The sequence below is a fragment of the Streptomyces sp. NPDC058401 genome (genome assembly GCF_042722885.1).
Classification (GTDB): domain Bacteria; phylum Actinomycetota; class Actinomycetes; order Streptomycetales; family Streptomycetaceae; genus Streptomyces.
In genome coordinates this window covers 1-19,817 of sequence record NZ_JBHXKA010000144.1, presented here as the reverse complement: position 1 = coordinate 19,817, position 19,817 = coordinate 1, and the positions used below count along the sequence as shown (strand labels likewise).

The 19,817-nt window shown below is 72.4% G+C and carries 17 protein-coding genes; 9 read left to right on the top strand and 8 right to left on the bottom strand.

Going from position 1 to position 19,817, the window contains the following annotated elements; translation table 11 throughout:
* Window positions 1-64: 64 nt before the first annotated feature.
* Window positions 65-472 carry a cobalamin B12-binding domain-containing protein gene (locus ACFWNV_RS33850; protein WP_382749367.1) on the bottom strand — a complete coding sequence of 136 codons (408 nt, stop codon included), beginning with the start codon at window positions 470-472 and terminating at the stop codon, window positions 65-67.
* Window positions 473-653: 181 nt separating this feature from the next.
* Here ACFWNV_RS33850 and ACFWNV_RS33845 point away from each other — a divergent pair, with 181 nt between their 5' ends.
* Together ACFWNV_RS33845 and ACFWNV_RS33840 are read left to right on the top strand one after the other, a co-directional pair.
* Window positions 654-1,415, top strand: coding sequence for an esterase/lipase family protein (locus ACFWNV_RS33845; protein ID WP_383954492.1), 762 nt, complete (start codon window positions 654-656; stop codon window positions 1,413-1,415).
* A gap of 249 nt (window positions 1,416-1,664) precedes the next feature.
* Window positions 1,665-3,188 carry a M23 family metallopeptidase gene (locus tag ACFWNV_RS33840; RefSeq protein WP_383954489.1) on the top strand — a complete coding sequence of 508 codons (1,524 nt, stop codon included), beginning with the start codon at window positions 1,665-1,667 and terminating at the stop codon, window positions 3,186-3,188.
* Between the two features lie 81 nt (window positions 3,189-3,269).
* Here ACFWNV_RS33840 and pcrA read toward each other — a convergent pair whose 3' ends face one another.
* Window positions 3,270-5,792, bottom strand: coding sequence for a DNA helicase PcrA (gene pcrA, locus ACFWNV_RS33835; protein ID WP_383954487.1), 2,523 nt, complete (start codon window positions 5,790-5,792; stop codon window positions 3,270-3,272).
* 179 nt (window positions 5,793-5,971) lie between these two features.
* Here pcrA and ACFWNV_RS33830 point away from each other — a divergent pair, with 179 nt between their 5' ends.
* The 4 genes from ACFWNV_RS33830 to ACFWNV_RS33815 all read left to right on the top strand — a co-directional run bounded on the left by ACFWNV_RS33830 (window position 5,972) and on the right by ACFWNV_RS33815 (window position 9,894).
* A complete protein-coding gene (locus ACFWNV_RS33830) occupies window positions 5,972-7,039 on the top strand; it encodes an NlpC/P60 family protein (protein WP_383954485.1) in 1,068 nt (355 codons plus the stop codon).
* 332 nt (window positions 7,040-7,371) lie between these two features.
* Entirely contained in the window at window positions 7,372-7,911 is a 540-nt protein-coding gene (locus ACFWNV_RS33825) for a hypothetical protein (protein WP_383954483.1), read from the top strand.
* 118 nt (window positions 7,912-8,029) lie between these two features.
* Window positions 8,030-8,689, top strand: a complete 660-nt coding sequence (locus ACFWNV_RS33820; protein ID WP_383954481.1) for a class F sortase — start codon at window positions 8,030-8,032, stop codon at window positions 8,687-8,689.
* Between the two features lie 137 nt (window positions 8,690-8,826).
* Window positions 8,827-9,894 (top strand): NlpC/P60 family protein, encoded by a 1,068-nt coding sequence (locus ACFWNV_RS33815; protein WP_383954479.1) that lies wholly within the window; start codon window positions 8,827-8,829, stop codon window positions 9,892-9,894.
* A gap of 21 nt (window positions 9,895-9,915) precedes the next feature.
* On the opposite strand, the gene ACFWNV_RS33810 is transcribed toward ACFWNV_RS33815, so the two are convergent.
* Both ACFWNV_RS33810 and ACFWNV_RS33805 read right to left on the bottom strand, forming a co-directional pair.
* Window positions 9,916-10,611, bottom strand: coding sequence for a response regulator transcription factor (locus tag ACFWNV_RS33810; RefSeq protein ID WP_243333471.1), 696 nt, complete (start codon window positions 10,609-10,611; stop codon window positions 9,916-9,918).
* Window positions 10,608-11,903 (bottom strand): PspC domain-containing protein, encoded by a 1,296-nt coding sequence (locus ACFWNV_RS33805; protein WP_383954476.1) that lies wholly within the window; start codon window positions 11,901-11,903, stop codon window positions 10,608-10,610. The genes ACFWNV_RS33810 and ACFWNV_RS33805 overlap by 4 nt, the downstream gene beginning before the upstream one ends.
* A 131-nt stretch (window positions 11,904-12,034) precedes the next feature.
* On the opposite strand from ACFWNV_RS33805, the gene ACFWNV_RS33800 reads away from it, so the two are divergent.
* The 3 genes from ACFWNV_RS33800 to ACFWNV_RS33790 all read left to right on the top strand — a co-directional run bounded on the left by ACFWNV_RS33800 (window position 12,035) and on the right by ACFWNV_RS33790 (window position 15,082).
* On the top strand, window positions 12,035-13,462 hold the full coding sequence (locus tag ACFWNV_RS33800; RefSeq protein ID WP_383954474.1) for a PspC domain-containing protein: 1,428 nt from the start codon (window positions 12,035-12,037) through the stop codon (window positions 13,460-13,462).
* Window positions 13,449-13,700: a hypothetical protein gene (locus ACFWNV_RS33795; RefSeq protein WP_383954472.1), complete on the top strand. Its 252-nt coding sequence runs from the start codon at window positions 13,449-13,451 to the stop codon at window positions 13,698-13,700. The genes ACFWNV_RS33800 and ACFWNV_RS33795 overlap by 14 nt, the downstream gene beginning before the upstream one ends.
* A 101-nt stretch (window positions 13,701-13,801) precedes the next feature.
* Window positions 13,802-15,082, top strand: coding sequence for a hypothetical protein (locus tag ACFWNV_RS33790; protein WP_383954470.1), 1,281 nt, complete (start codon window positions 13,802-13,804; stop codon window positions 15,080-15,082).
* 29 nt (window positions 15,083-15,111) lie between these two features.
* On the opposite strand, the gene ACFWNV_RS33785 is transcribed toward ACFWNV_RS33790, so the two are convergent.
* The 4 genes from ACFWNV_RS33785 to guaA all read right to left on the bottom strand — a co-directional run bounded on the left by ACFWNV_RS33785 (window position 15,112) and on the right by guaA (window position 19,579).
* Window positions 15,112-15,648: a DoxX family protein gene (locus ACFWNV_RS33785; protein ID WP_383954468.1), complete on the bottom strand. Its 537-nt coding sequence runs from the start codon at window positions 15,646-15,648 to the stop codon at window positions 15,112-15,114.
* Between the two features lie 19 nt (window positions 15,649-15,667).
* Window positions 15,668-16,924, bottom strand: coding sequence for a hypothetical protein (locus tag ACFWNV_RS33780; RefSeq protein ID WP_383954465.1), 1,257 nt, complete (start codon window positions 16,922-16,924; stop codon window positions 15,668-15,670).
* 102 nt (window positions 16,925-17,026) lie between these two features.
* The gene (locus tag ACFWNV_RS33775; RefSeq protein WP_383954463.1) at window positions 17,027-17,845 is read right to left on the bottom strand and encodes a class II aldolase/adducin family protein; all 819 of its coding nucleotides are present in this window, start codon (window positions 17,843-17,845) and stop codon (window positions 17,027-17,029) included.
* 147 nt (window positions 17,846-17,992) lie between these two features.
* Window positions 17,993-19,579, bottom strand: a complete 1,587-nt coding sequence (gene guaA, locus ACFWNV_RS33770; RefSeq protein ID WP_383954461.1) for a glutamine-hydrolyzing GMP synthase — start codon at window positions 19,577-19,579, stop codon at window positions 17,993-17,995.
* Between the last annotated feature and the right edge of the window lie 238 nt (window positions 19,580-19,817).

Below are 19,817 nucleotides of genomic sequence, written 5' to 3'. Positions count from 1 at the left end.
GCCCGGACCCCTCCTGGGGCTCCGCCCCAGACCCCGGTCCTCAAACGCCGGACGGCCGGAAGGGCTAGGCCGGCTGGCGGACGTGGGTGCGGACCCAGTCGACGATGGCGGTGGTCGTCGCGCCCGGGGTGAAGATCTCGGCCACGCCCTTCTCCTTCAGCGGAGCGATGTCCGCCTCCGGAATGATGCCGCCGCCGAACACCTTGATGTCCTCCGCGTCGCGCTCCGCGAGGAGTTCCAGTACGCGCGCGAACAGCGTGTTGTGCGCGCCCGACAGGATCGACAGACCGATCGCGTCGGCGTCCTCCTGGATCGCGGTGTCGACGATCTGTTCGGGGGTCTGGTGGAGGCCGGTGTAGATGACCTCCATGCCCGCGTCCCGCAGGGCCCGCGCGATCACCTTGGCGCCTCGGTCGTGGCCGTCGAGGCCCGGCTTGGCCACCACCACACGGATCGGACCGGTCACACCCATCGCACTGCCTCCCGAGTGAACGAACGTTAAGTACAGCATTGCGCACACCCCCGTTTCGCGGTCAACCACGAGGGGGAAATCACACGTGGGATGGCGTACCACCGCCCCGCGCCGACAGCCGCACGGCACGGGGCGGTCGGACGCCCCGGTCCCAAGTCACCAGGACCTAGGGGGGCCGTCCATGGGGCTGACCATGTCCGGGGCCGCGCTGCGGGCCGGGGTGCTGGAAGCGTTCGTGCTCGGCGGGCACATCCTGCTGTATCCCACCGGAGTCCTGCCGGAGCGACCCGCCGCCGCCACCCACGAGCGCCCGCCGGTGCTGCTGCTCCACGGGTTCACCGACAACCGCTCCGTCTTCGTGCTGCTGCGCCGCGCCCTCGGGGTCGGTGGCCTGCGGCAGGTGGAGGCGTACAACTACTCCCCCTTCACCCGCGACCTGCGCGTCACCGCCCGCCACCTCGCCCGCCGCGTCGAGGAGCTGTGCGAGCGCACCGGGCAGGACCGTGTGGACCTGGTGGGGCACAGCCTCGGCGGGCTGGTCGGGCGGTACTACGTCCAGCGCCTGGGCGGCGACGCGCGCGTCCGCACGCTCGTCACGCTCGGAACCCCGCATTCCGGCACCCGCGTGGCGCCCTTCATGGACGCACACCCGCTGGTCCGGCAGATGCGCCCGGATTCCGAGGTGCTCACCGAACTGCGCGCGCCCGCGCCCGGCTGCCGGACCCGATGCGTGGCGTTCTGGAGCGAGTTCGACGAGCTGATGGACCCGACCGAGACGGCCCGTATCGAACACCCGGACCTGCTCGCGGAGAACGTACAGGTCACCGGCATCGGGCACCTCGCCCTGCCCGCGCATCCCACCGTCATCGCGGCGGTCCGGCGCGCGCTCGACGGACCCCGGCCGGCCGCCCTCCCGCACCCCGACGCCGCTTCCGTCGCCTGACCGCGCCGGATCGCCCTCGACCGCGGGAGCGAAAAGCGGCCTCCACTCGAACATCTTTCGAACTCAAGGCCAAGGGTGGGTCTTCAGCCGACCGAAAGGCGGCCGAATGCCCGGTTCCGCCGAGCACAAAAGCCTCCGAAGATTGTCGTTGCGTGTAACCGCCGGGTACAGTCACGCCACTGCTCTCCTCCGAGGACCCCCGATCCTCGGCCACCCAGGCCCCCCGCTGCCGAGGCGAAAGAGAAGTTGGTGAACGACCGCCCCCCGTCGGGCCAGTACCCGGATTTTGGGTACGACGGCCTTTCCACCACCACTTTCGCTGGCGATTCAGCGTTTGCATCCTATGAATCGCAGGGCCAGGGCTACAACTACGGCGCTGCCTACGGTTCCTACGACACCGGCTCGTACGACACCACGGCGTGGACCGCCCCCCAGAACGGCTATGCGCAGCCCTCCGCCGACGGATACGCCGGCCACGACGGCTACCTCTCGACCGTCCCCATCCAGGGCGGCGTCTCCATGGACTACCAGTCCACTGCCTTCGGCTACGAGACCTCCGCCGAGCAGACCGGCCACTGGTCGGTCCCCGGCTTCGGGACCGAGACCGGGGCCTACGACGCCACCGCCTGGAACACCGCCTCCGAGCAGACCTACGGGTACGCCGGTTACGAGCCGCAGCAACCGCAGGCGCAGCCGCATCACGTCCCGGAACCGGCGCAGGAACAGGCCCACGAGCAGCAGTACGCCTACGGCTATGGCTACGAGGCCTACGCCCCGGCCTCCCCCGAGGCCGAGACGGGCTACACCGAGACCGCCGTCTTCGAGTTCCTCCCCGTCGGCGGCGATGACGCGGACGCCGAAGCGGACGCCGACACGGACGCGGACGCCCGGGTGCACGACCTCCCCACCCAGGCCATGCCCGTCACCCCGGCCGGGCCCGCCGAGCCGCGCCCCTCACGCCGGGCCGGTTCGAAGCCCGGATCGAAGCCCGTCGCCAAGGCGAGTGCCGCCAAGGCCGGTGCCAGTGCCGGCAACCGCCGTCGTACTCCGGCCAAGCGCTCCGCGCTGCTGACCGTGGCCGTGCCCTCGGCCTGCGTGATGGGCGTCGCGGGTGTCGCCGCCGCCTCCGTGGGCGGGCTCACCGGTGTGGAGAAGCCCTCCGAGGAGACCACCACCCTCGCCGCGCCCGACCCGGCCTCCATCAAGCCGGTCGCCGCGAACAGCAAGCTCGACACGCAGCTCACCGCCCTCAGCGCCGACGCCGGCGATTTCGCGGACCGTGCGAGCCGCACCCAGGAACGCATCGACCTGCGCCTGCGCCAGGACGAGGAGAAGAAGCAGAAGGCGGAGGAGGAGGCGGCCAAGGAAGCGGCCCGCCCCAAGTTCGTGCTCCCCGTCGCGCGGCACGGCCTCAGCGCCGGTTTCGGCCAGGCGGGCGTCAACTGGATGTCCGTGCACACCGGCATCGACTTCCCGGTGTCCTACGGGACTTCGGTCATGGCCGCCACCGACGGCACCGTGCGCAGCCAGTGGAACTCGGCCTACGGCAACATGGTGATACTCACCGCGCCCGACGGTACCGAGACCTGGTACTGCCACCTCAGCAGCGCGAAGATCCGCTCCGGCAAGGTCAAGGCCGGCGACGTGATCGCGTACTCGGGCAACTCCGGCAACTCCACCGGCCCGCACCTCCACTTCGAGGTCCGCCCGGGCGGCGGCTCCCCGGTCGACCCGCAGGCATGGCTGCGCGCCAAGGGCCTGAACCCGAACTAGGACCCGGCACGAACATGCGGAAGGGCCCGCCCCCGAGGGGGCGGGCCCTTCCGCGTTGTCCGCGGGCAGTCCGGCCTCCCGCTAGAGCTTCTGCACCGGCGCGTACCGCAGCAGGAGCCGCTTCGGCTTCTCGTCCCCGAAGTCGATGGTGGCCTGCGCGTCCGCGCCCGCTCCCCTGACCTCCATGACCGTGCCCAGCCCGAACTGGTCGTGCGTGACCCGGTCCCCGACCACCAGCGCGATGACCGGCTTGTCGGTGGCCCGCCGCGTCGCGAACCCCGACGGGCCCGACTTCGTACGCGACGAGGACAGGAAGGACTCCGGCGAGGTGCCGAAGGAGGACTTCGACCCGCCCGAGCCGGAGGACCCGTACCCCGAGCTGCGCATCGGGCCCGCCGGCTTCTGCGCCGCGCCCGTCCGCTTCCACTGCAGGTACTCGGCGGGGATCTCCTCCAGGAACCGCGACGGCGGGTTGTAGGAGGGGGTGCCCCAGGCGCTGCGCATGCTCGACCGGGTCAGGTACAGCCGCTCGCGCGCCCGCGTGATGCCGACGTAGGCGAGGCGGCGCTCCTCCTCCAGTTCCTTGGTCTGGCCCAGCGCGCGCATGTGCGGGAAGACCCCGTCCTCCATGCCGGTCAGGAAGACCACCGGGAACTCGAGGCCCTTGGCGGTGTGCAGGGTCATGAGGGTGATGACGCCGTTGCCGTCGGTGTCCTCGTCCGGGATCTGGTCGGAGTCGGCGACCAGCGCGACCTGTTCCAGGAACTCGGAGAGGGTGCCGGGGCCCACCGGCGGGGCGCCGTTCTCGGCGGCCTCGGCCGCCGCCGCTTCCCGTGCCTGCTCGAATTCGAGTGCCACGGCGGCGAGTTCCTGGAGGTTCTCGATGCGCGTCTCGTCCTGCGGGTCGGTCGAGGCCTGGAGCTCGGCGAGGTAGCCCGTGCGCTCCAGGACCGCTTCCAGGACCACCGCCGGGCCGGCGCCCGAGTCGACGATGGTGCGGAGCTCCTCCATCAGCACGTTGAAGCGCTTGACGGCATTGGTCGAGCGGGCGGCCATGCCGAAGGCCTCGTCGACCCGGCGCAGCGCCTGCGGGAAGGTGATCTTCTCGCGCATCGCCAGCGCGTCGATCATCGCCTCGGCGCGCTCGCCGATGCCGCGCTTGGGCACGTTCAGGATCCGCCGGAGCGGGACGTTGTCCTCGGGATTCGACAGGACGCGCAGGTACGCGAGGACGTCGCGGACCTCCTTGCGCTCGTAGAACCGGACGCCGCCGACGACCTTGTAGGGCAGTCCGACGCGGATGAAGATCTCCTCGAACACGCGGGACTGCGCATTGGTCCGGTAGAAGATCGCGACGTCGCCGGCCTTCGCGTCGCCCGCGTCCGTCAGCCGGTCGATCTCGTCGGCGATGAACTGCGCCTCGTCGTGCTCGGTGTCCGCGACGTAGCCGGTGATGACGGCGCCGCTGCCGGCCTCGGTCCACAGGTTCTTCGCGCGGCGGTTCTCGTTGCGCTCGATGACCGCATTGGCGGCGGACAGGATCGTCTGGGTGGAGCGGTAGTTCTGCTCCAGCAGGATCGTGGTCGCGTCCGCGTAGTCCTCTTCGAACTGGAGGATGTTGCGGATGGTCGCGCCGCGGAAGGCGTAGATCGACTGGTCGGCGTCGCCCACCACGCACAGTTCGGCGGGCGGCAGGTCCGGGTAGCCGGTGCCGACCAGCTCGCGCACGAGCGTGTACTGGGCGTGGTTGGTGTCCTGGTACTCGTCGACCAGCACGTGCCGGAAGCGGCGCCGGTAGTGCTCCGCGACCTCCGGGAAGGCCTGGAGCAGGTGCACCGTGGTCATGATGATGTCGTCGAAGTCGAGGGCATTGGCCTCGCGCAGCCGCCCCTGGTACATCGCGTACGCCTGGGCGAGGGTCTTCTCGAAGCCGTCGACGGCCTGCCCGGCGAAGGCGTCGTCGTCGATGAGCTCGTTCTTCAGGTTCGAGATCTTGGCGTTGAACGCCTTCGGCGGGAACTTCTTCGGGTCGAGGTCCAAGTCGCGGCAGACGAGCGCCATCAGGCGCTTCGAGTCGGCCGCGTCGTAGATCGAGAAGGAGGAGGTGAAACCGAGCCGCTTGGACTCGCGGCGCAGGATGCGCACGCACGCGCTGTGGAAGGTGGAGACCCACATGGCGTTCGCGCGCGGGCCGACCAGGCCCTCGACGCGCTCCTTCATCTCGCCGGCGGCCTTGTTGGTGAAGGTGATCGCCAGGATCTGGCCCGGGTGGACCCCGCGCGCGCCCAGCAGGTGGCCGATGCGGTGCGTCAGCACGCGCGTCTTGCCGGATCCGGCGCCGGCCACGATGAGCAGCGGGGAGCCCGCGTGCACCACGGCGGCGCGCTGCTCCGCGTTCAGCCCCTCCAGGAGCGCCGCGGGGTCGATGACGGGCCTGGGGGCGCCGTCGCGGTAGTACGCGTCCCCGCTGAGGGGCGCGTCGAACCGGCCCCCGAAGAGATCGTCCGCGCCCGGCTCCGGGGCGGCGTGGTCTTCGGGCGGCGGGGGGACCTCTTCGGAGGGGGAGAGGTCGGCCAGGAAGCTGTCGTCAAAGAGGCTGCTCATCGCCTTCCGAGTTTAGGGGGCGGGACCGACAGCCGGTCCCGCCCCCGGAAAATCCCTGTCCCGCCACGGAAAATTCGGGGGCATATGCCCTGCGAACCCCTCCCGCCCCCTCCCGCCCCCTTCCGAGGCGCCCCCTCCGCCGCTACCGTGCTCCGCCAACCGGAAGGAGGTGCCGGCCCGTGTACACGTACGGATTCCCTTCGTCCCACCCCTCCCCCCACCACCGCAAGCCGCGCACCCGAAGACATCCGAACGCCCCCACCGCGGTCGTCACGACCGCGGCCCTGTCCTCGCTGGGCCTGCTCCTCCCCCACCAGGCCGCGGCGGCGCCGGCGCCCCGCCCCTCGGTGGAGGAGGTACGGACCCGCGTGGACGAGCTGCACCGGCAGGCGGGCACCGCCACCCAGGCCTACGACGCCGCGGCCGGGCGGACCGAGGAGCAGCGGGCTCTCCTGTCGGCGCTCATGGACCAGGTGGCGGGCACCACCCTGAAGCTGAACGAGGCCCGGCGACTGCTCGGCAGCTACGCCGCCGACCGGTACCGCGGCGGCGCCGGCGGCCTCGGCGGGACCGCGGCCCTGCTGCTGAGCGACGATCCGCAGGCCGTCTTCGCGCAGACGCACCTGCTGAACCGGCTCGGCGGCCGCGAGGACGCGCTGCTCGACCAGTACACCCGGGCCAGGGCGGAGACGGCCGCCAAGCGCCGGGAGGCGGCCGTGGTGGTCGCGGAACTGGAGCGGGCGCAGGAGGAGCTGCGCGGGCGCAAGCAGGAGGTGCAGACCCGGCTCGCGGCGGCGAACACCCTGCTCGCGCAGCTCACCGCGCCGGAGCGGGCGCGGGCCCTGGCCCCCCGGGCCCCGGCCGCTCCGGGGCCGCTGCCCACGGACGGCGCCGCGTCGGCGGCCGGGGCCAGGGCGGTGGCCTTCGCCCGGGCCCAGCTGGGAAAACCGTACGTCTGGGGCGCGACAGGCCCGCGCTCGTACGACTGCTCCGGCCTGACCCAGGCCGCCTGGCGGGCGGCGGGGGTCACGCTGCCGCGCACCACCTGGGACCAGGTGAAGGCGGCTCCGCGGGTCTCGACGAAGCAGCTGCGCCCGGGGGACCTGGTCTTCTTCTACGCGGACATCAGCCACGTCGGGATCTACATCGGCGGCGGCCGCATGATCCACGCCCCGCGGCCGGGGGCGGTCGTCCGCGAGGACTCGGTCACCTACCAGCCCGTCTACGGGAGCGTCCGGCCGGGGTGAACGCGGCAGCGCCGGCGCTTGCGTTGGCGGCAGCGCCGGCGCTTGCGTTGGCGGCTCCGCCGGTTCTCGCGTCGACCGCTCCGTCGGCGCGCCCATCGGCGTGTCCGTCGCTCAGTGCCACCCTGCGGCGGGCCGTCCGGCGTGGCGCTCACCGTCCGTATCGGAGGAGTTGGCGGGACGCCCGCCAACTCACCCTCTCCGTTGGTCCGTTCGTGCCGTTCGATTCGCAGGTTCCGCCAACCGGACCTAGCGTCTGACACATCGAGGAGCATTTCACGCCTTTTGCGGACAAATAGTTCGCGGCTGCGCCTCGGGGACCCGGAGGATTCACCATGCGTTCCATACGTGTCGCGTCCGTAGCCCTGCTGTCCACCGCCGCCTTCGCGCTCGCCGCGCCGATGGCCTCGGCCAACGACGGCGGGACCACGCCCAACGTCACGTCCTTCGGTTTCACCGTCTCCCCCACCACGGTCGCGCCGGGCGGCACCGTCACGCTGAACGCCACCGGTTGCCAGGAACCGCTGGTCAAGGCCTCTTCCGGCATCTTCGACGCGGTCGAACTCAACGAGGGCAAGCCCGCCACGGCCAAGGTGGACGCGGACGCCAAGCCGGGTGCCCAGTACGAGGTCACCTTCGACTGCAAGGGCGAGAAGGGCACGACCACCCTCACGGTCGCGGGCCACTCGACCGGCACCGGCACCGGCACCGGCGAGACGGGAACGACCACTCCCTCCAAGGGCGTCAAGGCCGGCCTCGGCGGCGGCGCCGGAGGCCTCAACACCCCCGAAATCGCGGCCGGTTCCGCACTGCTGGCCGGTGCGCTCGGCGGCGGCGTGTTCCTGATGCGCCGCCGGGCGGGCGACGGCGCCTGACCGCCGGCCCCCTGACAGCCGGGCCCGTCCGACCCGCCCCTGGCGACCGGACGGGCCCGGTCCAGTACCCGTCCCCGGAAGCCCCGGAACCCCCGGCACCACGGAAGGAGCGCGCATCATGCCCCGCCCCCAGGAGCGTACGAAGCCTCGCGGCGGCTGGGGCGTCGTTGCCGTGGTCGCCCTCAGCGGGACGTTCCTCCTCACCAACGGTCTCGACCTGAACGGCGGTCCCCCGCAGCCCGCCCGGGCCGCCTCCCTGGTCAGCGACCCGGCCCACGACGAGGCCGCCCGCCGCCTGCCGCCGGCCCCGCAGCCGCTGCAGCCCTCCCCGCCGACCCGGATCCGGATTCCCGCCGTCCAGGTCGACGCCCCGGTGACCCGCGTCGGACTCGACGCCGAGGGCTGGGTGGACGCCCCGCCGCCGCAGGACAGGAACCTGGCCGGCTGGTACGGGGGCTCCCCCGCCCCGGGCACCCGGGGCACCACGGTGATCGACGGGCACGTCGACAACAAGCAGGGTCCGGCCGTCTTCTACACCCTCGGCTCGCTCAAGCAGGGCCAGCACATCGAGGTGGACCGACAGGACGGCCGTACCGCCGTGTTCACGGTGTACGGCATCGAGGTCGTCGGCAAGAACGATTTCCCGGCGGCCCGGATCTACGGCCCCAAGGGCGCTCCCGAGCTCCGCGTGATCACCTGCGGCGGCGGCTTCTCGAAGAAGGAGGGCTACGACGGCAACGTGGTCGTCTTCGCCCGCCTGACGGAGATCCGCAGCTAGCGGACGGCCATCGGCAGACATCCGATCCGCCAGGTCCGGTCGCGTACGGCCACTTCCGGTCATCCCGTCATCCGCCCGTTACCTTCGGGTCTAGCGTCCTCCCCCAAGCACCGACGGAGGAAGGACGTGAGGCCCCCGTGGCCAGTCATCGAAAGCCCAGGCAGCGCCCGCTCACCGGCGGCACGGCACGGAGCACCGTACGCACCACCGCCGCCACCCTCGCCCTCGCGGGCGCTGCCACCGCCACCGCGTTCGAAGGCACGTCCCACGCCGATCCGCAGCCGACGCCCTCGCAGGTCAAGGCGGAGATGGACCGGCTCTACGAGGAGGCCGAGGCCGCGACGGACCAGTACAACGGGGCGAAGGAGAAGGCCGACGAGGCGCAGCGCGCGCTCGACGGGCTGCGGGACGAGACCGCCCGCAAGACCGACCAGCTCAACACGGCCCGCAACGCGCTCGGTTCGCTGGCCGCCAACCAGTACCGCAGCGGCACGCTCGGCGCCGCCGTCCAGCTGGCGATGTCCGACGATCCGCAGGAGTACCTGGACCGGGCCGCCCTCATCACCCGCGCCGGGAACCGCAACGCCGCCGAGGTCTCGGCCGTGCGGCGCGGGCTCGACGAGGTCGGGCACCTCAAGGAGCAGGCCGCCGGACGCCTCGCCGAACTGCGGGCCCGGCAGGGCGAACTCGCGTCCCACCAGGCCGAGATCGAGGAGAAGCTGACCGCCGCGCAGACGCTGCTGGCCAAGCTGACGGCCGAGGAGCGGGCGGCCTACGAGGCCCGCGCGGCCGGTCCCGCACCGGCCGGTCCGGCCGCGTCCGGTCCCGCCGCCCAGGCTCCGCCGCCCGCCGACGGCTCCCGTGCGGCGCGCGCGGTGGCGTTCGCGTACGGGGCGATCGGCAAGCCGTACGTGTGGGGGGCGACGGGTCCGGGCTCGTACGACTGCTCCGGTCTGACCCAGGCGGCCTGGCGCGCGGCCGGGGTGTCGCTGCCGCGCACCACCTACACCCAGATCAACGCGGGGCAGCGGGTCTCCCGCGACGCGCTGGCCCCCGGCGACCTGGTGTTCTTCTACTCCGGCGTCACGCACGTCGGCATGTACATCGGCAACGGCCAGATGATCCACGCCCCGCGGCCCGGCTCCACGGTCCGTGTCGCGCCGGTGGACTCGATGCCCTGGGCCGGAGCCTCCCGGCCCGCCTGAGCCCGGTGCGCGGACCCCGGCTCAGATCAGCCGGCGGGCCGTCGCCCAGCGGGTCAGCTCGTGGCGGTTGGAGAGCTGGAGCTTGCGCAGCACCGCCGAGACGTGGGACTCCACCGTCTTGACCGAGATGAACAGCTGCTTGGCGATCTCCTTGTACGCGTACCCGCGCGCGATCAGCCGCAGCACCTCGCGCTCGCGCTGGGTGAGGCGGTCCAGGTCCTCGTCGACCGGCGGGGCGTCCGTCGAGGCGAAGGCGTCGAGCACGAAGCCCGCGAGGCGCGGCGAGAACACCGCGTCGCCGTCCTGGACCCGGAAGACCGAGTCCACCAGGTCGGTGCCGGTGATCGTCTTGGTGACGTAGCCGCGGGCGCCGCCCCGGATGACCCCGATGACGTCCTCGGCGGCGTCCGACACCGACAGGGCCAGGAACCGCACCGGGTCCTCGACGGCGCCCATCAGCGGGGCGCAGCGGCGCAGCACCTCGACGCCGCCGCCACCGGGCAGGTGCACGTCGAGGAGCACCACCTCGGGGCGGGTGGCGGTGATGACGGTGACGGCCTGGTCCACGTCGGCGGCCTCGCCGACGACCTCGACCCCGGTCCGCTCGGTCTCGCCGATCTCGGCCTGCACTCCGGTGCGGAACATCCGGTGGTCGTCGACGAGCACCACCCGGACCCTCCTGGTCACGCCGCCGGTGCTCGCGCTGTCCTCGGTCATGCTGCCTTCGCCGCCCTCTCCATCTCCAGCTCGACTTCCGTGCCGCCGTCGGGCGCGGACCGCAGTCGCGCGGTCCCGCCGTTGCGCTGCATCCGGCCGATGATCGATTCTCGTACGCCCATGCGGTCGTCCGGTACCGCGTCGATGTCGAAGCCCGGCCCGCGGTCCCGTACGGACACGAACACCGTGTGGCCCTCCACCTCCGCGTACACCTGGACGGGGCCGCCGTCGCCACCGTACTTGGCGGCATTGACCATCGCCTCGCGCGCGGCCTGCATCTGTGCGGCCAGCTTCTCGTCGAGGGGGCAGTCGCCGACGACGACCACCTCGATCTGGACCCCGTGGTGGTCCTCCACCTCGGCGGCGGTCTTCTTCACGGCCTCGGCCAGCGTCGTCGGCTCCTCGCCCTCGTCCTTGCCGGTGCCCTCGGGCTTGTAGAGCCAGTTGCGCAGCTCCCGCTCCTGGGCCCGGGCGAGGCGGCGGACCTCGCCGACGTCCTCGGCGTTGCGCTGGATCAGGGTGAGGGTGTGCAGCACGGAGTCGTGGACGTGGGCGGCGACCTCGGCGCGCTCCTGGGCGCGGATGCGCATCAGGCGCTCCTCGGAGAGGTCCTGGGTCATCCGGATCAGCCAGGGTCCGGCCAGGAGGGCGACGCCGACGAGGACGGCGAGGGTGGCGGTCAGTACGTTGCCCAGCTGGGCGGCAGAGCCGCGGACCACGATGAACACGGTCAGGCCCACGCCCACGAGGGCGACCCCGGCGAGCGCGCGGGCGGCCTGCAGCAGCCGGGCGTGCCGGCCTGCTGCGGCGTTCCAGTGGGCGCGGCGGGCGTTGTCGGCCTGGCGCCAGACGAGGACCACACCGGCTCCGACGAGCAGGGTGGGCCACACGTACCGTCCGGAGCTGCCGCCGACCTGGACCTTGGAGATGAAGATGCCCGCGCCGACGCACAGCGCGATCAGCGCGGTGATCTGGCCCCGCTCGGGCTTGCGCAGCCGCCGGGTGCCGTCGGGGAGGGTGTCGAAGAAGGAGCGGTGGCCGCTGCGGCCGCCGACGCCGAGCGGTACGAAGACCCAGAACGCGGCGTAGAGCAGCACGCCGAGGCCGTCGCCCCACATGAACAGGCCGAGGAAGGTGAGCCGCACCCAGACGACGGGCAGGCCCAGGTGCCCGGCGAGGCCGCGCGCGACTCCGCCGAGCATCCGGCCGTCGGCGCTGCGGTAGAGCTTGCGCTGCGGCGTCTCGTCGGAATCCGGTGCGTACGGCGGGCGGGGGGCGGCTGCTACGGGCATGTCACCGATGGTCACACGCGCGCGGTGCCCGTGACATCAGGGCAGCCCCCCAGTTCTCTCGGGGGGATATCAGGGTTGCGCCAGGGTAGATCCGGATGCCCGCGGCGGCGGCGGACCGTCACCATGTACGCATGACCGAAGTACACGATTCCCCGCCGCCGGACGCAGGAGCCGGCTCGAGCGCGGCCGGCCCGGGTGCCGGCTCCGCTTCGCCGCTCGCCGAGCGCCCTCCCCTGCGCCGCGGCAAGCGCGACAAGGTGCTCGCGGGCGTGTGCGGCGGGCTGGGCCGGTACTTCGACCTCGACCCGGTGATCTTCCGGATCGTGCTCGGCGTCCTCGCCGTCACCGGCGGGGTCGGTCTGATCTTCTACGGCTTCGCGTGGCTGCTGCTGCCCCAGGAGGGCGAGGAGGACAGCGAGGCGAAGAAGCTGCTGACCGGCCGGGTCGAGGGCTCGACGCTGGCGGCGGTCTTCGCCGCGCTGGTGGGCTGCGCCCTGTTCCTGTCGATGCTGGACAACGGCGCCCTGGCGGTCTTCTCCGTCCTGGCCGTCCTGGCGCTGGGCGGCGCGGCGTACTGGTCGCAGCGGCGGCGGAACGGGCTCGGGGCCGGGTCCGGGTCCGGGTCCGGTGCGGGCTCCGAGGAGAAGGCCGCGGCGGGCGTGGAGTTCGTGTACCCGGCGGCGACCCGCACCGGGCACCGCACCGTGCACAGTCCGGCGCCGCCCGAGACCCAGGCGCCGCCCGTGCCCGGCGCCCCGTCCTGGTGGCGGGATCCGCTGGTCAAGGACGGCACCACGGGGCCGGTCGGCTCGACGGGGTACCTGTGGGGCCCCGAGGACTCGGTCCCCGGCGGTCCCGGCGGTCCCGGCGGCGATCCGGCCGCGCCCGCGGCGCCGGAGTACGGGAAACAGGTCCGCAGGGAGCCGCGGGGCGGTATCGGCGGCCGGGTGTTCGTGCTGGCCCTGCTGGCCTGGGGCATCGGTACCGCTTCGGTCTGGGAAGGCAGCACCCTGAGCCACGCCCTGCAGGTCGGCTTCGCCTGCGCCCTCGCCGTCTTCGGCCTCGGGCTCGCGGTGAGCTCGGTCAAGGGCCGCACCGGCTTCGGCACCGTACTGCTCTCGGTGATCACCGCCGGACTGCTGGCCGGGGCGGTGGCCCTGCCCAAGGAGATCGGCACCGACTGGGAGGACGTCGTCTGGCGGCCGGCCGCGGTGGCCGACGTACGGCCCGTGTACACGGCGGACAGCGCGGTGGCCACCTTGGACCTGAGCCGCCTGGACGTCCCCAAGGGCACCACCCTGCCCGTCCACGCACGGATCGAGGCCGGACGGCTCAAGGTGATCCTGCCCAGGGAGGTCACCGCCCCGACCGAGGTCAAGGTCAGGCTGGGCGACATCCAGATGCCCGGCGAACCGCACGGGTCGATACGCGTGCGGACCGGCGGCGAGACCCGGACCGAGACCCTGCAGCCCTCCCCGGGCACCGAGGCGGGCGGCACGATCGAATTGCACCTGAGCGCGGGTGTGGGACAGGTGGAGGTGGCCCGTGCGGCGTCATGAGTTCCAGCCGGGACGGCTGATCGCGGGACTGGTCCTGATGGCGGCCGGGGTGCTCTATCTCCTCGGCGCGGCGGGCGAGGCCGACCCGCCCTGGTTCTTCGTCCTCATGATGACCGCGGGCGGTCTTGCCTTCGCCGCCGTCACCGGTCTGGTGACCTACGCGGTGCGCCGCGACCGGCGCGAGCGGATCAGCGAGTCGGGCGGGTCCAGCGGGTCCGGCCGCTCCGGCGGGAGGTGATGTCACGCCCATCATGACAGGTCAGAGGGTGTTTTCGTAGGACGAAGGGCACAGGCGAACAGCCTTGTCCGGCTCCCTGCGCCGCCCCCAGACTCTCCGTCATGGATCACTCGGGGAAAGTCGATCAGGACGACATCGTGCGGGCACGCAATGTGCTGCTCTCGTCGGGACGCCTCTACCCACGGGACAAGGTGGACGCCTACCGGGTGCTGGCCCAGGTCAGCCCCGCCGCCTACCTGCCCCTCCTGGCCAGGGCTTTGCAGCACCTGAGTTACGAGGGCGGCAGAACGCATCCGGCCGCCCTCGCGCTGTGCGAGGAGGCGGTGGCCGCCGCGCGGGCCATCGATCCGGCCGAACCCGCCCGCGGGGATGTCCTGTACGAGGCCCTCAACACGTGCCAGCGCGAGCTGTACCGTGCGGGCCGGCGCGCCGAAGGGCTCGCCATGCGCGCCGAGATGCTCGCCATCGGCCGCGCGGAGGCCGAACTGGCCGGGGAACCCCTGGTCGCGGGGCTGAGCACGTGGGCGGCCGGTCTTTCCGAGGAGGGCCGGTATGCCGAGGCGGCCGATGCCATGACCGAGCTGGTTCCGGTGCTCCTGCCCGACGGGTCCCGCAGCGGGGCTCTCGCCTGGCCCCTCCTGGAGTGGGCCGCCGTTCTCCATGAGGCCGGCCGGTCCGGTGAGGCCCGCGACGCGTTCGAGACCCTCGTCGGTGTGCAGTCCGCCGAGGCGGCGGGAGACGACCGCGACCGGATGATCTCCCTGCTCCACACGCTCATCGGGTACGCACGGATGCTCGACGCCCACGGTCTGGACGAACGGGCGGGCCTCGTAAGAGAAGAGGCGCTCGCCCTGCTCACGGAGCTGGCCGGCCGCGGTGCGCGGTACTCCGGGGGCGGCTACGAGGTGTCGTTCTGGGCGGTGGTGCTGTCCATGCCCGGCGCCGGAAGCGACCGGCCGGCGCCCGGTGAACCGCGTCCGCCTTCGGGCGCGGATCCCATGTACTGGTCGCCCGACATCAAGGAACGCTACTTCGACAGCCGTCACGCCCTCCGCGAAGAGGTGGACGCCCTCGCCGCCCGGGCCGCCGAAGACCCGGACCGGCACCTGGCCGAACTGGTCCGGCTGCACCGGGTCCTCACCGTCCGCTCCACCGTCTACTGGCGGTACCGGACCCATCTGTTCGCGGAGCAGGTGCGCCCCCTCTTCGACGAAGGAGTGGAGCTGGCCCGCCGGCTGTCCCTGCACGACCCGGCAGCCGGAACACGGACGCTGGCCGGCAGCCTGATCGACCGGTCGGCCTTCCACGTCGCCGTCGGCGAGCTGGGGCCCGCCCTCGACGACTTCCGCGAGGCACTGGGTCACCCGCGGGCGGCGAACTGACCGGGACCGCTCCCCTCAGGTGGTGATCCTCAGGCGGTGGCCCTCCGCCTGCCCCTGATCAGGGCGTCCAGGGACCACAGGGGCGCCCCGGCGAGGATCAGCGGGGTCCAGGCCATCAGGTAGATCAGGTCGTTGCCGTAGTAGTAGGGGGTCACCGCCCAGGACACGGTGAGCCACAGGCTGAGCGAGATCAGGGCTCCGCCGACGGATGCGATCCGCGTCAGCAGTCCGGCCAGGACGCCCAGGCCGACGAGGAGCTCCCCGATGGCCAGGGCCACGGCGAAGCCGACGGGTGCCTTCAGGGCCAGGTCCACCATGGCGGGGATCGCCGAGGTGTCGCGCACCCCCTGCATCAGCTCGCCGATGGAGCCGCTGCCGGTGGCGGAGAGGAAGGCGGAGTCGGTCAGTTTGTCCAGGCCTGCGTAGACGAAGGTCACGCCGAGGAAGATCCGCAGGGGCAGGAGCGCGTGGCGGGCGGCGAGCTCGCGCAGACCGTGCAGACCGTGCGGGCCGCTCGGTCCGGTGGGTGCGTCAGGGGCGCCGGAGGGGACGTCAGTTCGGGTCACGCCGCTATGTGTACCCGCTTCACTCCGCCACGTCGATGGTGCAGCGGTTGGATTCCACCCCCGCGGCGGTGACGACCTGGATCTCGATCCGCCCCGGCTCGACTTCCGCCGGTACCGGCACGGTCAGCACGGCGTCGGACGGGTTGGTGAACCCGCCCGCCACCGGGACCAGCGGTACGTGCACATGGACCGCACCCACCCGGACCACCAGCCGGGCCAGCATCTCCGGCGTCTGCGCCCCCGGCGGGACGAAACCCACTCCGCGGATCTCGATGTCGTCCCCGGGGCGGATCGCCGCGTCCAGATCCCCGGGCTCGCGTCTGCGCACCACCGACAGGACCAGCGGGCGGCTGCCCTCGGCGTACTTCGCCGCCAGGTACACGGCCGCCGACAGGGCCACCAGCAGCGCCATCGCCCACGGCAGGGCCGGCAGCCGGTCCGGGAAGCGGGCCAGCGAGACCCCCGCGAAGCCCAGCACCACCGTGGAGACCAGCACGTACTGGGCGTCCGGGAAGGAGCCCCGGCCGGCGTCGTCCGTGAGCAGGTCCGCCCCGGTCGGCCGGTCCGCCGGCAGCTTCTGGAGCCGCTGGCTCATGATCCGTACGGAGACCACCCGGCGCACCAGCACCGCGACGGCCGAGGTCAGCCCGAGCACCGCCAGCAGCGGCAGCGCCCGGTCGAGCGCGAGCCCCTCGTACAGGGCCTGGCGCTCCGGCCCCGGCGAGGAGGCCGCGAGCCGCAGCGCGGGCAGCAGCGTCGCGAAGGCGGTGAGCACGAGCCAGGCGCTCGGCACGGCCTTCGAGGTGGACAGCCGGTTGTCCTCGCCGACCAGCGGGGCCAGCAGCCCGCCGCGGACGGTCTGCGCGCGGGCCGCCACCGTCAGCAGGGCGGCCAGCACGAGCGCGGCCAGCAGCCCGGCGGTGCGCGTCGTGGACCAGCCGGTGCCGAGCGCGGTGCCGACCTGGACCAGGAGCAGCACCCCCGCGGCGATCCACACGGCGAGGACGGCCCGCCGGGAGAACAGGTAGAGCCAGGAACTTCCCGCCTCCCGGCCCCGGTCGGCGACCGTCCGGGCCGACAGGGTCAGCTCGTCGGAGACCCACTGGCGGGAGGCCCCGAGGGAGTGGGCCACGGCGGCCGGAACCCCCTGCCCGGAGGCGAACTCGTCGCGCTTGGCCAGGAAGGCCGCGACCGCACGGCGGTGCCCCTCTCGAGTGCAGTCCTCGCAGGCGCAGGCCGCGGTATGGGTGCTTCTGGACATCTCTTGGACAGCCACGAACGTGCCGCCTCTCTGAACAGCGGTGCAATGCCAGCGAATTGTGCACCACTGCGGCAGTGTTCCGGATTGCGCACGATGTCAGAGCAGGTGATTAACCGTTCATGATGTTGACGGACCTGCTCCGGCGCCCTCCAGCAGCGGCTGGCAGTTCGCCCAGGCCGCCAGATCCGAGCCGAACCGCTCCCGGGTCACGAGCGCACCGTGGTGGCTGATGAGCACCGCCTTTCCGGCCGCCCGCGCGATCAGCTGCACCTGCGCGGCCCGCTCCGCCGCGATGAACCACCAGGCGGCGGCCTCCACCGAATCGCCGACCGTCAGCAGCCCGAGGTTGCGCAGCACCAGCGCCTTGTAGGGGCCGAGCGCACTCGCGATCCGCTCGGGGTCCGCGTCGCCACCGCCGGCATACTCGTCGAGCAGCGCGTGGTCCTCGTAGAAGGCGCAGGCCTCCTGGGTGACGGGGGCGAGGAGTTCGCCGAGCGCGGCGAGCGCCCTGCCGTACGGGGCCTGCGTGCGCACGACGGCCACCACGGCGGGCCGGGCCCGGTGGACGGCCGCGTGCACGGCGAAGGCCAGCTGGTTGACCCTGCGTCCGCCCTGCCGGACCCGCCCCTCCCCGTCGACCAGCAGCAGGTCCTCGGGGCCGATCGCGCCGAAGGCCCGGCCGAAGGGGTTCACCCAGTAGCAGTCCTCGAACTCCGGGTCCCGGGCGCTGACGTGCCCGCCCACCCCGTCCTCGTACCCGAGCCTCCCCAGCAGCCGCAGCACCCCGGCGAGCCGCTCCTTGCGGTGCGCGCGCTCCTCGGAGGCGGTGGCGAACACCGGCGGCATCTCGAAGCCCAGCCGCTCGACGGGCACGGGGGCGGGTGCCGGTGCCCGTACAGGTGCGGATCCGGGTGCGGGTGCGGGTCGCTCGGTCATGGCCCCTCCTTCAAGGTCGCGGCGCAAAGTACCGGCGACCGCCCGAAGAGGCCATAGAAGAGGCCGTGGAAGAGGCGTACACGCGACGAGGCCGCCGCTCCCTGCGCGGGAGCGGCGGCCTCGTCACCTACAGCGGGCGGGTGGGGACTACTCCCACTCGATGGTGCCCGGCGGCTTGCTCGTGCAGTCCAGGACCACGCGGTTGACGTCCGGCACCTCGTTGGTGATGCGGGTGGAGATCCGCGCGAGCACCTCGTACGGCATGCGCGTCCAGTCCGCGGTCATCGCGTCCTCGGAGGAGACGGGGCGCAGCACGATCGGGTGGCCGTACGTACGGCCGTCGCCCTGGACGCCGACGCTGCGGACATCGGCCAGCAGGACGACCGGGCACTGCCAGATCTCGCGGTCCAGGCCGGCCGCCGTGAGCTCGTGGCGGGCGATGGCGTCGGCCTCGCGGAGCAGGTCCAGGCGCTCCTTGGTGACCTCGCCGACGATGCGGATGCCGAGGCCGGGGCCGGGGAACGGCTGGCGCTGGACGATCTCGGCGGGCAGGCCGAGCTCCTGGCCGACCATCCGGACCTCGTCCTTGAACAGCTGGCGCAGCGGCTCGACGAGCTCGAACTCGATGTCCTCGGGGAGCCCGCCCACGTTGTGGTGGGACTTGATGTTGGCCGTGCCGGTGCCGCCGCCGGACTCGACCACGTCCGGGTACAGGGTGCCCTGGACCAGGAAGGCCACCGCCGGGCCGTCCTCCTGGAGGATCTCCAGCTGGGCCTGCTCGAAGACGCGGATGAACTCGCGGCCGATGATCTTGCGCTTGGTCTCCGGGTCGGAGACCCCGGCCAGCGCGTTCAGGAAGCGCTCCTGGGCGTCGACGACCTTCAGCTGCACGCCGGTGGCGGCGACGAAGTCCTTCTCGACCTGCTCGGTCTCGCCCTTGCGCATCAGACCGTGGTCCACGTACACGCAGGTGAGCTGCGAGCCGATGGCCTTCTGCACGAGGGCCGCGGCGACCGCGGAGTCCACGCCGCCGGACAGGCCGCAGATGGCGCGCTTGTCGCCGACCTGCGCGCGGATGAGGGCGACCTGCTCCTCGACGATGTTGCCGGGGGTCCAGGTGGGCTTGAGGCCGGCGCCGCGGTAGAGGAAGTGCTCCAGGATCTGCTGGCCGTGCGTGGAGTGCATCACCTCGGGGTGGTACTGCACGCCGTAGAGCTTCTTCTCGTCGTTCTCGAAGGCCGCGACCGGGACGACGTCGGTCGACGCGGTGACGGTGAAGCCCTCGGGAGCGGCGGAGCAGGCGTCGCCGTGCGACATCCACACCGACTGGTTCTCGGGGGTGCCCTCGAACAGGGTGGATCCGGCCTTGGAGACGGCCAGCGGGGTGCGGCCGTACTCGCGCGAGCCGGTGTTGTCGACGGTGCCGCCGAGGGTGACCGCCATGAGCTGGAAGCCGTAGCACATGCCGAAGACGGGGACGCCGGCCTCGAAGATCGCACCGTCGAGCTGGGGGGCGCCCTCCTCGTACACGGAGGACGGACCGCCGGACAGGATGATCGCCTTCGGGTTCTTGGCGAGCATCTCGGCCACGGGCATCGTGCTGGGCACGACCTCGGAGTAGACCCGTGCCTCGCGGACGCGGCGGGCGATCAGCTGCGCGTACTGGGCGCCGAAGTCGACGACGAGAACCGTGTCCGGGGCGCTGTCGTGGGTGGCGAAGGTGGCTTCTGGCACGGGGCAGGCCTTCCGGCGGAAGAGGGGGTTGTTTTGTCGATTCTAACGGGGGACGGATACCCCTCTTCGTCTCACTGTCCGAACCGGCTTGGCACGGAGCGGGACAGAGGGTCATAATCCCTCCATGCGCAAGCAGCTGAGCTTCCTCTTTACCTATGGCACCGGCCGGTCCGGTCGCCATGGGTCATCGTGATGCTCTCTTGAGCCACTGACTTCCCAGAGCGCCCCGGTCCGACAG

Coding starts and splice junctions, on each gene's coding strand:
- ACFWNV_RS33800 (WP_383954474.1), top strand. CDS start 12,035: ATGACCGAAGTACACGATTCCCCGCCGCCGGACGCAGGAGCCGGCTCG.
- ACFWNV_RS33810 (WP_243333471.1), bottom strand. CDS start 10,611: ATGACCGAGGACAGCGCGAGCACCGGCGGCGTGACCAGGAGGGTCCGG.
- ACFWNV_RS33805 (WP_383954476.1), bottom strand. CDS start 11,903: ATGCCCGTAGCAGCCGCCCCCCGCCCGCCGTACGCACCGGATTCCGAC.
- ACFWNV_RS33820 (WP_383954481.1), top strand. CDS start 8,030: ATGCCCCGCCCCCAGGAGCGTACGAAGCCTCGCGGCGGCTGGGGCGTC.
- ACFWNV_RS33790 (WP_383954470.1), top strand. CDS start 13,802: ATGGATCACTCGGGGAAAGTCGATCAGGACGACATCGTGCGGGCACGC.
- ACFWNV_RS33775 (WP_383954463.1), bottom strand. CDS start 17,845: ATGACCGAGCGACCCGCACCCGCACCCGGATCCGCACCTGTACGGGCA.
- ACFWNV_RS33850 (WP_382749367.1), bottom strand. CDS start 472: ATGGGTGTGACCGGTCCGATCCGTGTGGTGGTGGCCAAGCCGGGCCTC.
- ACFWNV_RS33845 (WP_383954492.1), top strand. CDS start 654: ATGGGGCTGACCATGTCCGGGGCCGCGCTGCGGGCCGGGGTGCTGGAA.
- ACFWNV_RS33825 (WP_383954483.1), top strand. CDS start 7,372: ATGCGTTCCATACGTGTCGCGTCCGTAGCCCTGCTGTCCACCGCCGCC.
- pcrA (WP_383954487.1), bottom strand. CDS start 5,792: ATGAGCAGCCTCTTTGACGACAGCTTCCTGGCCGACCTCTCCCCCTCC.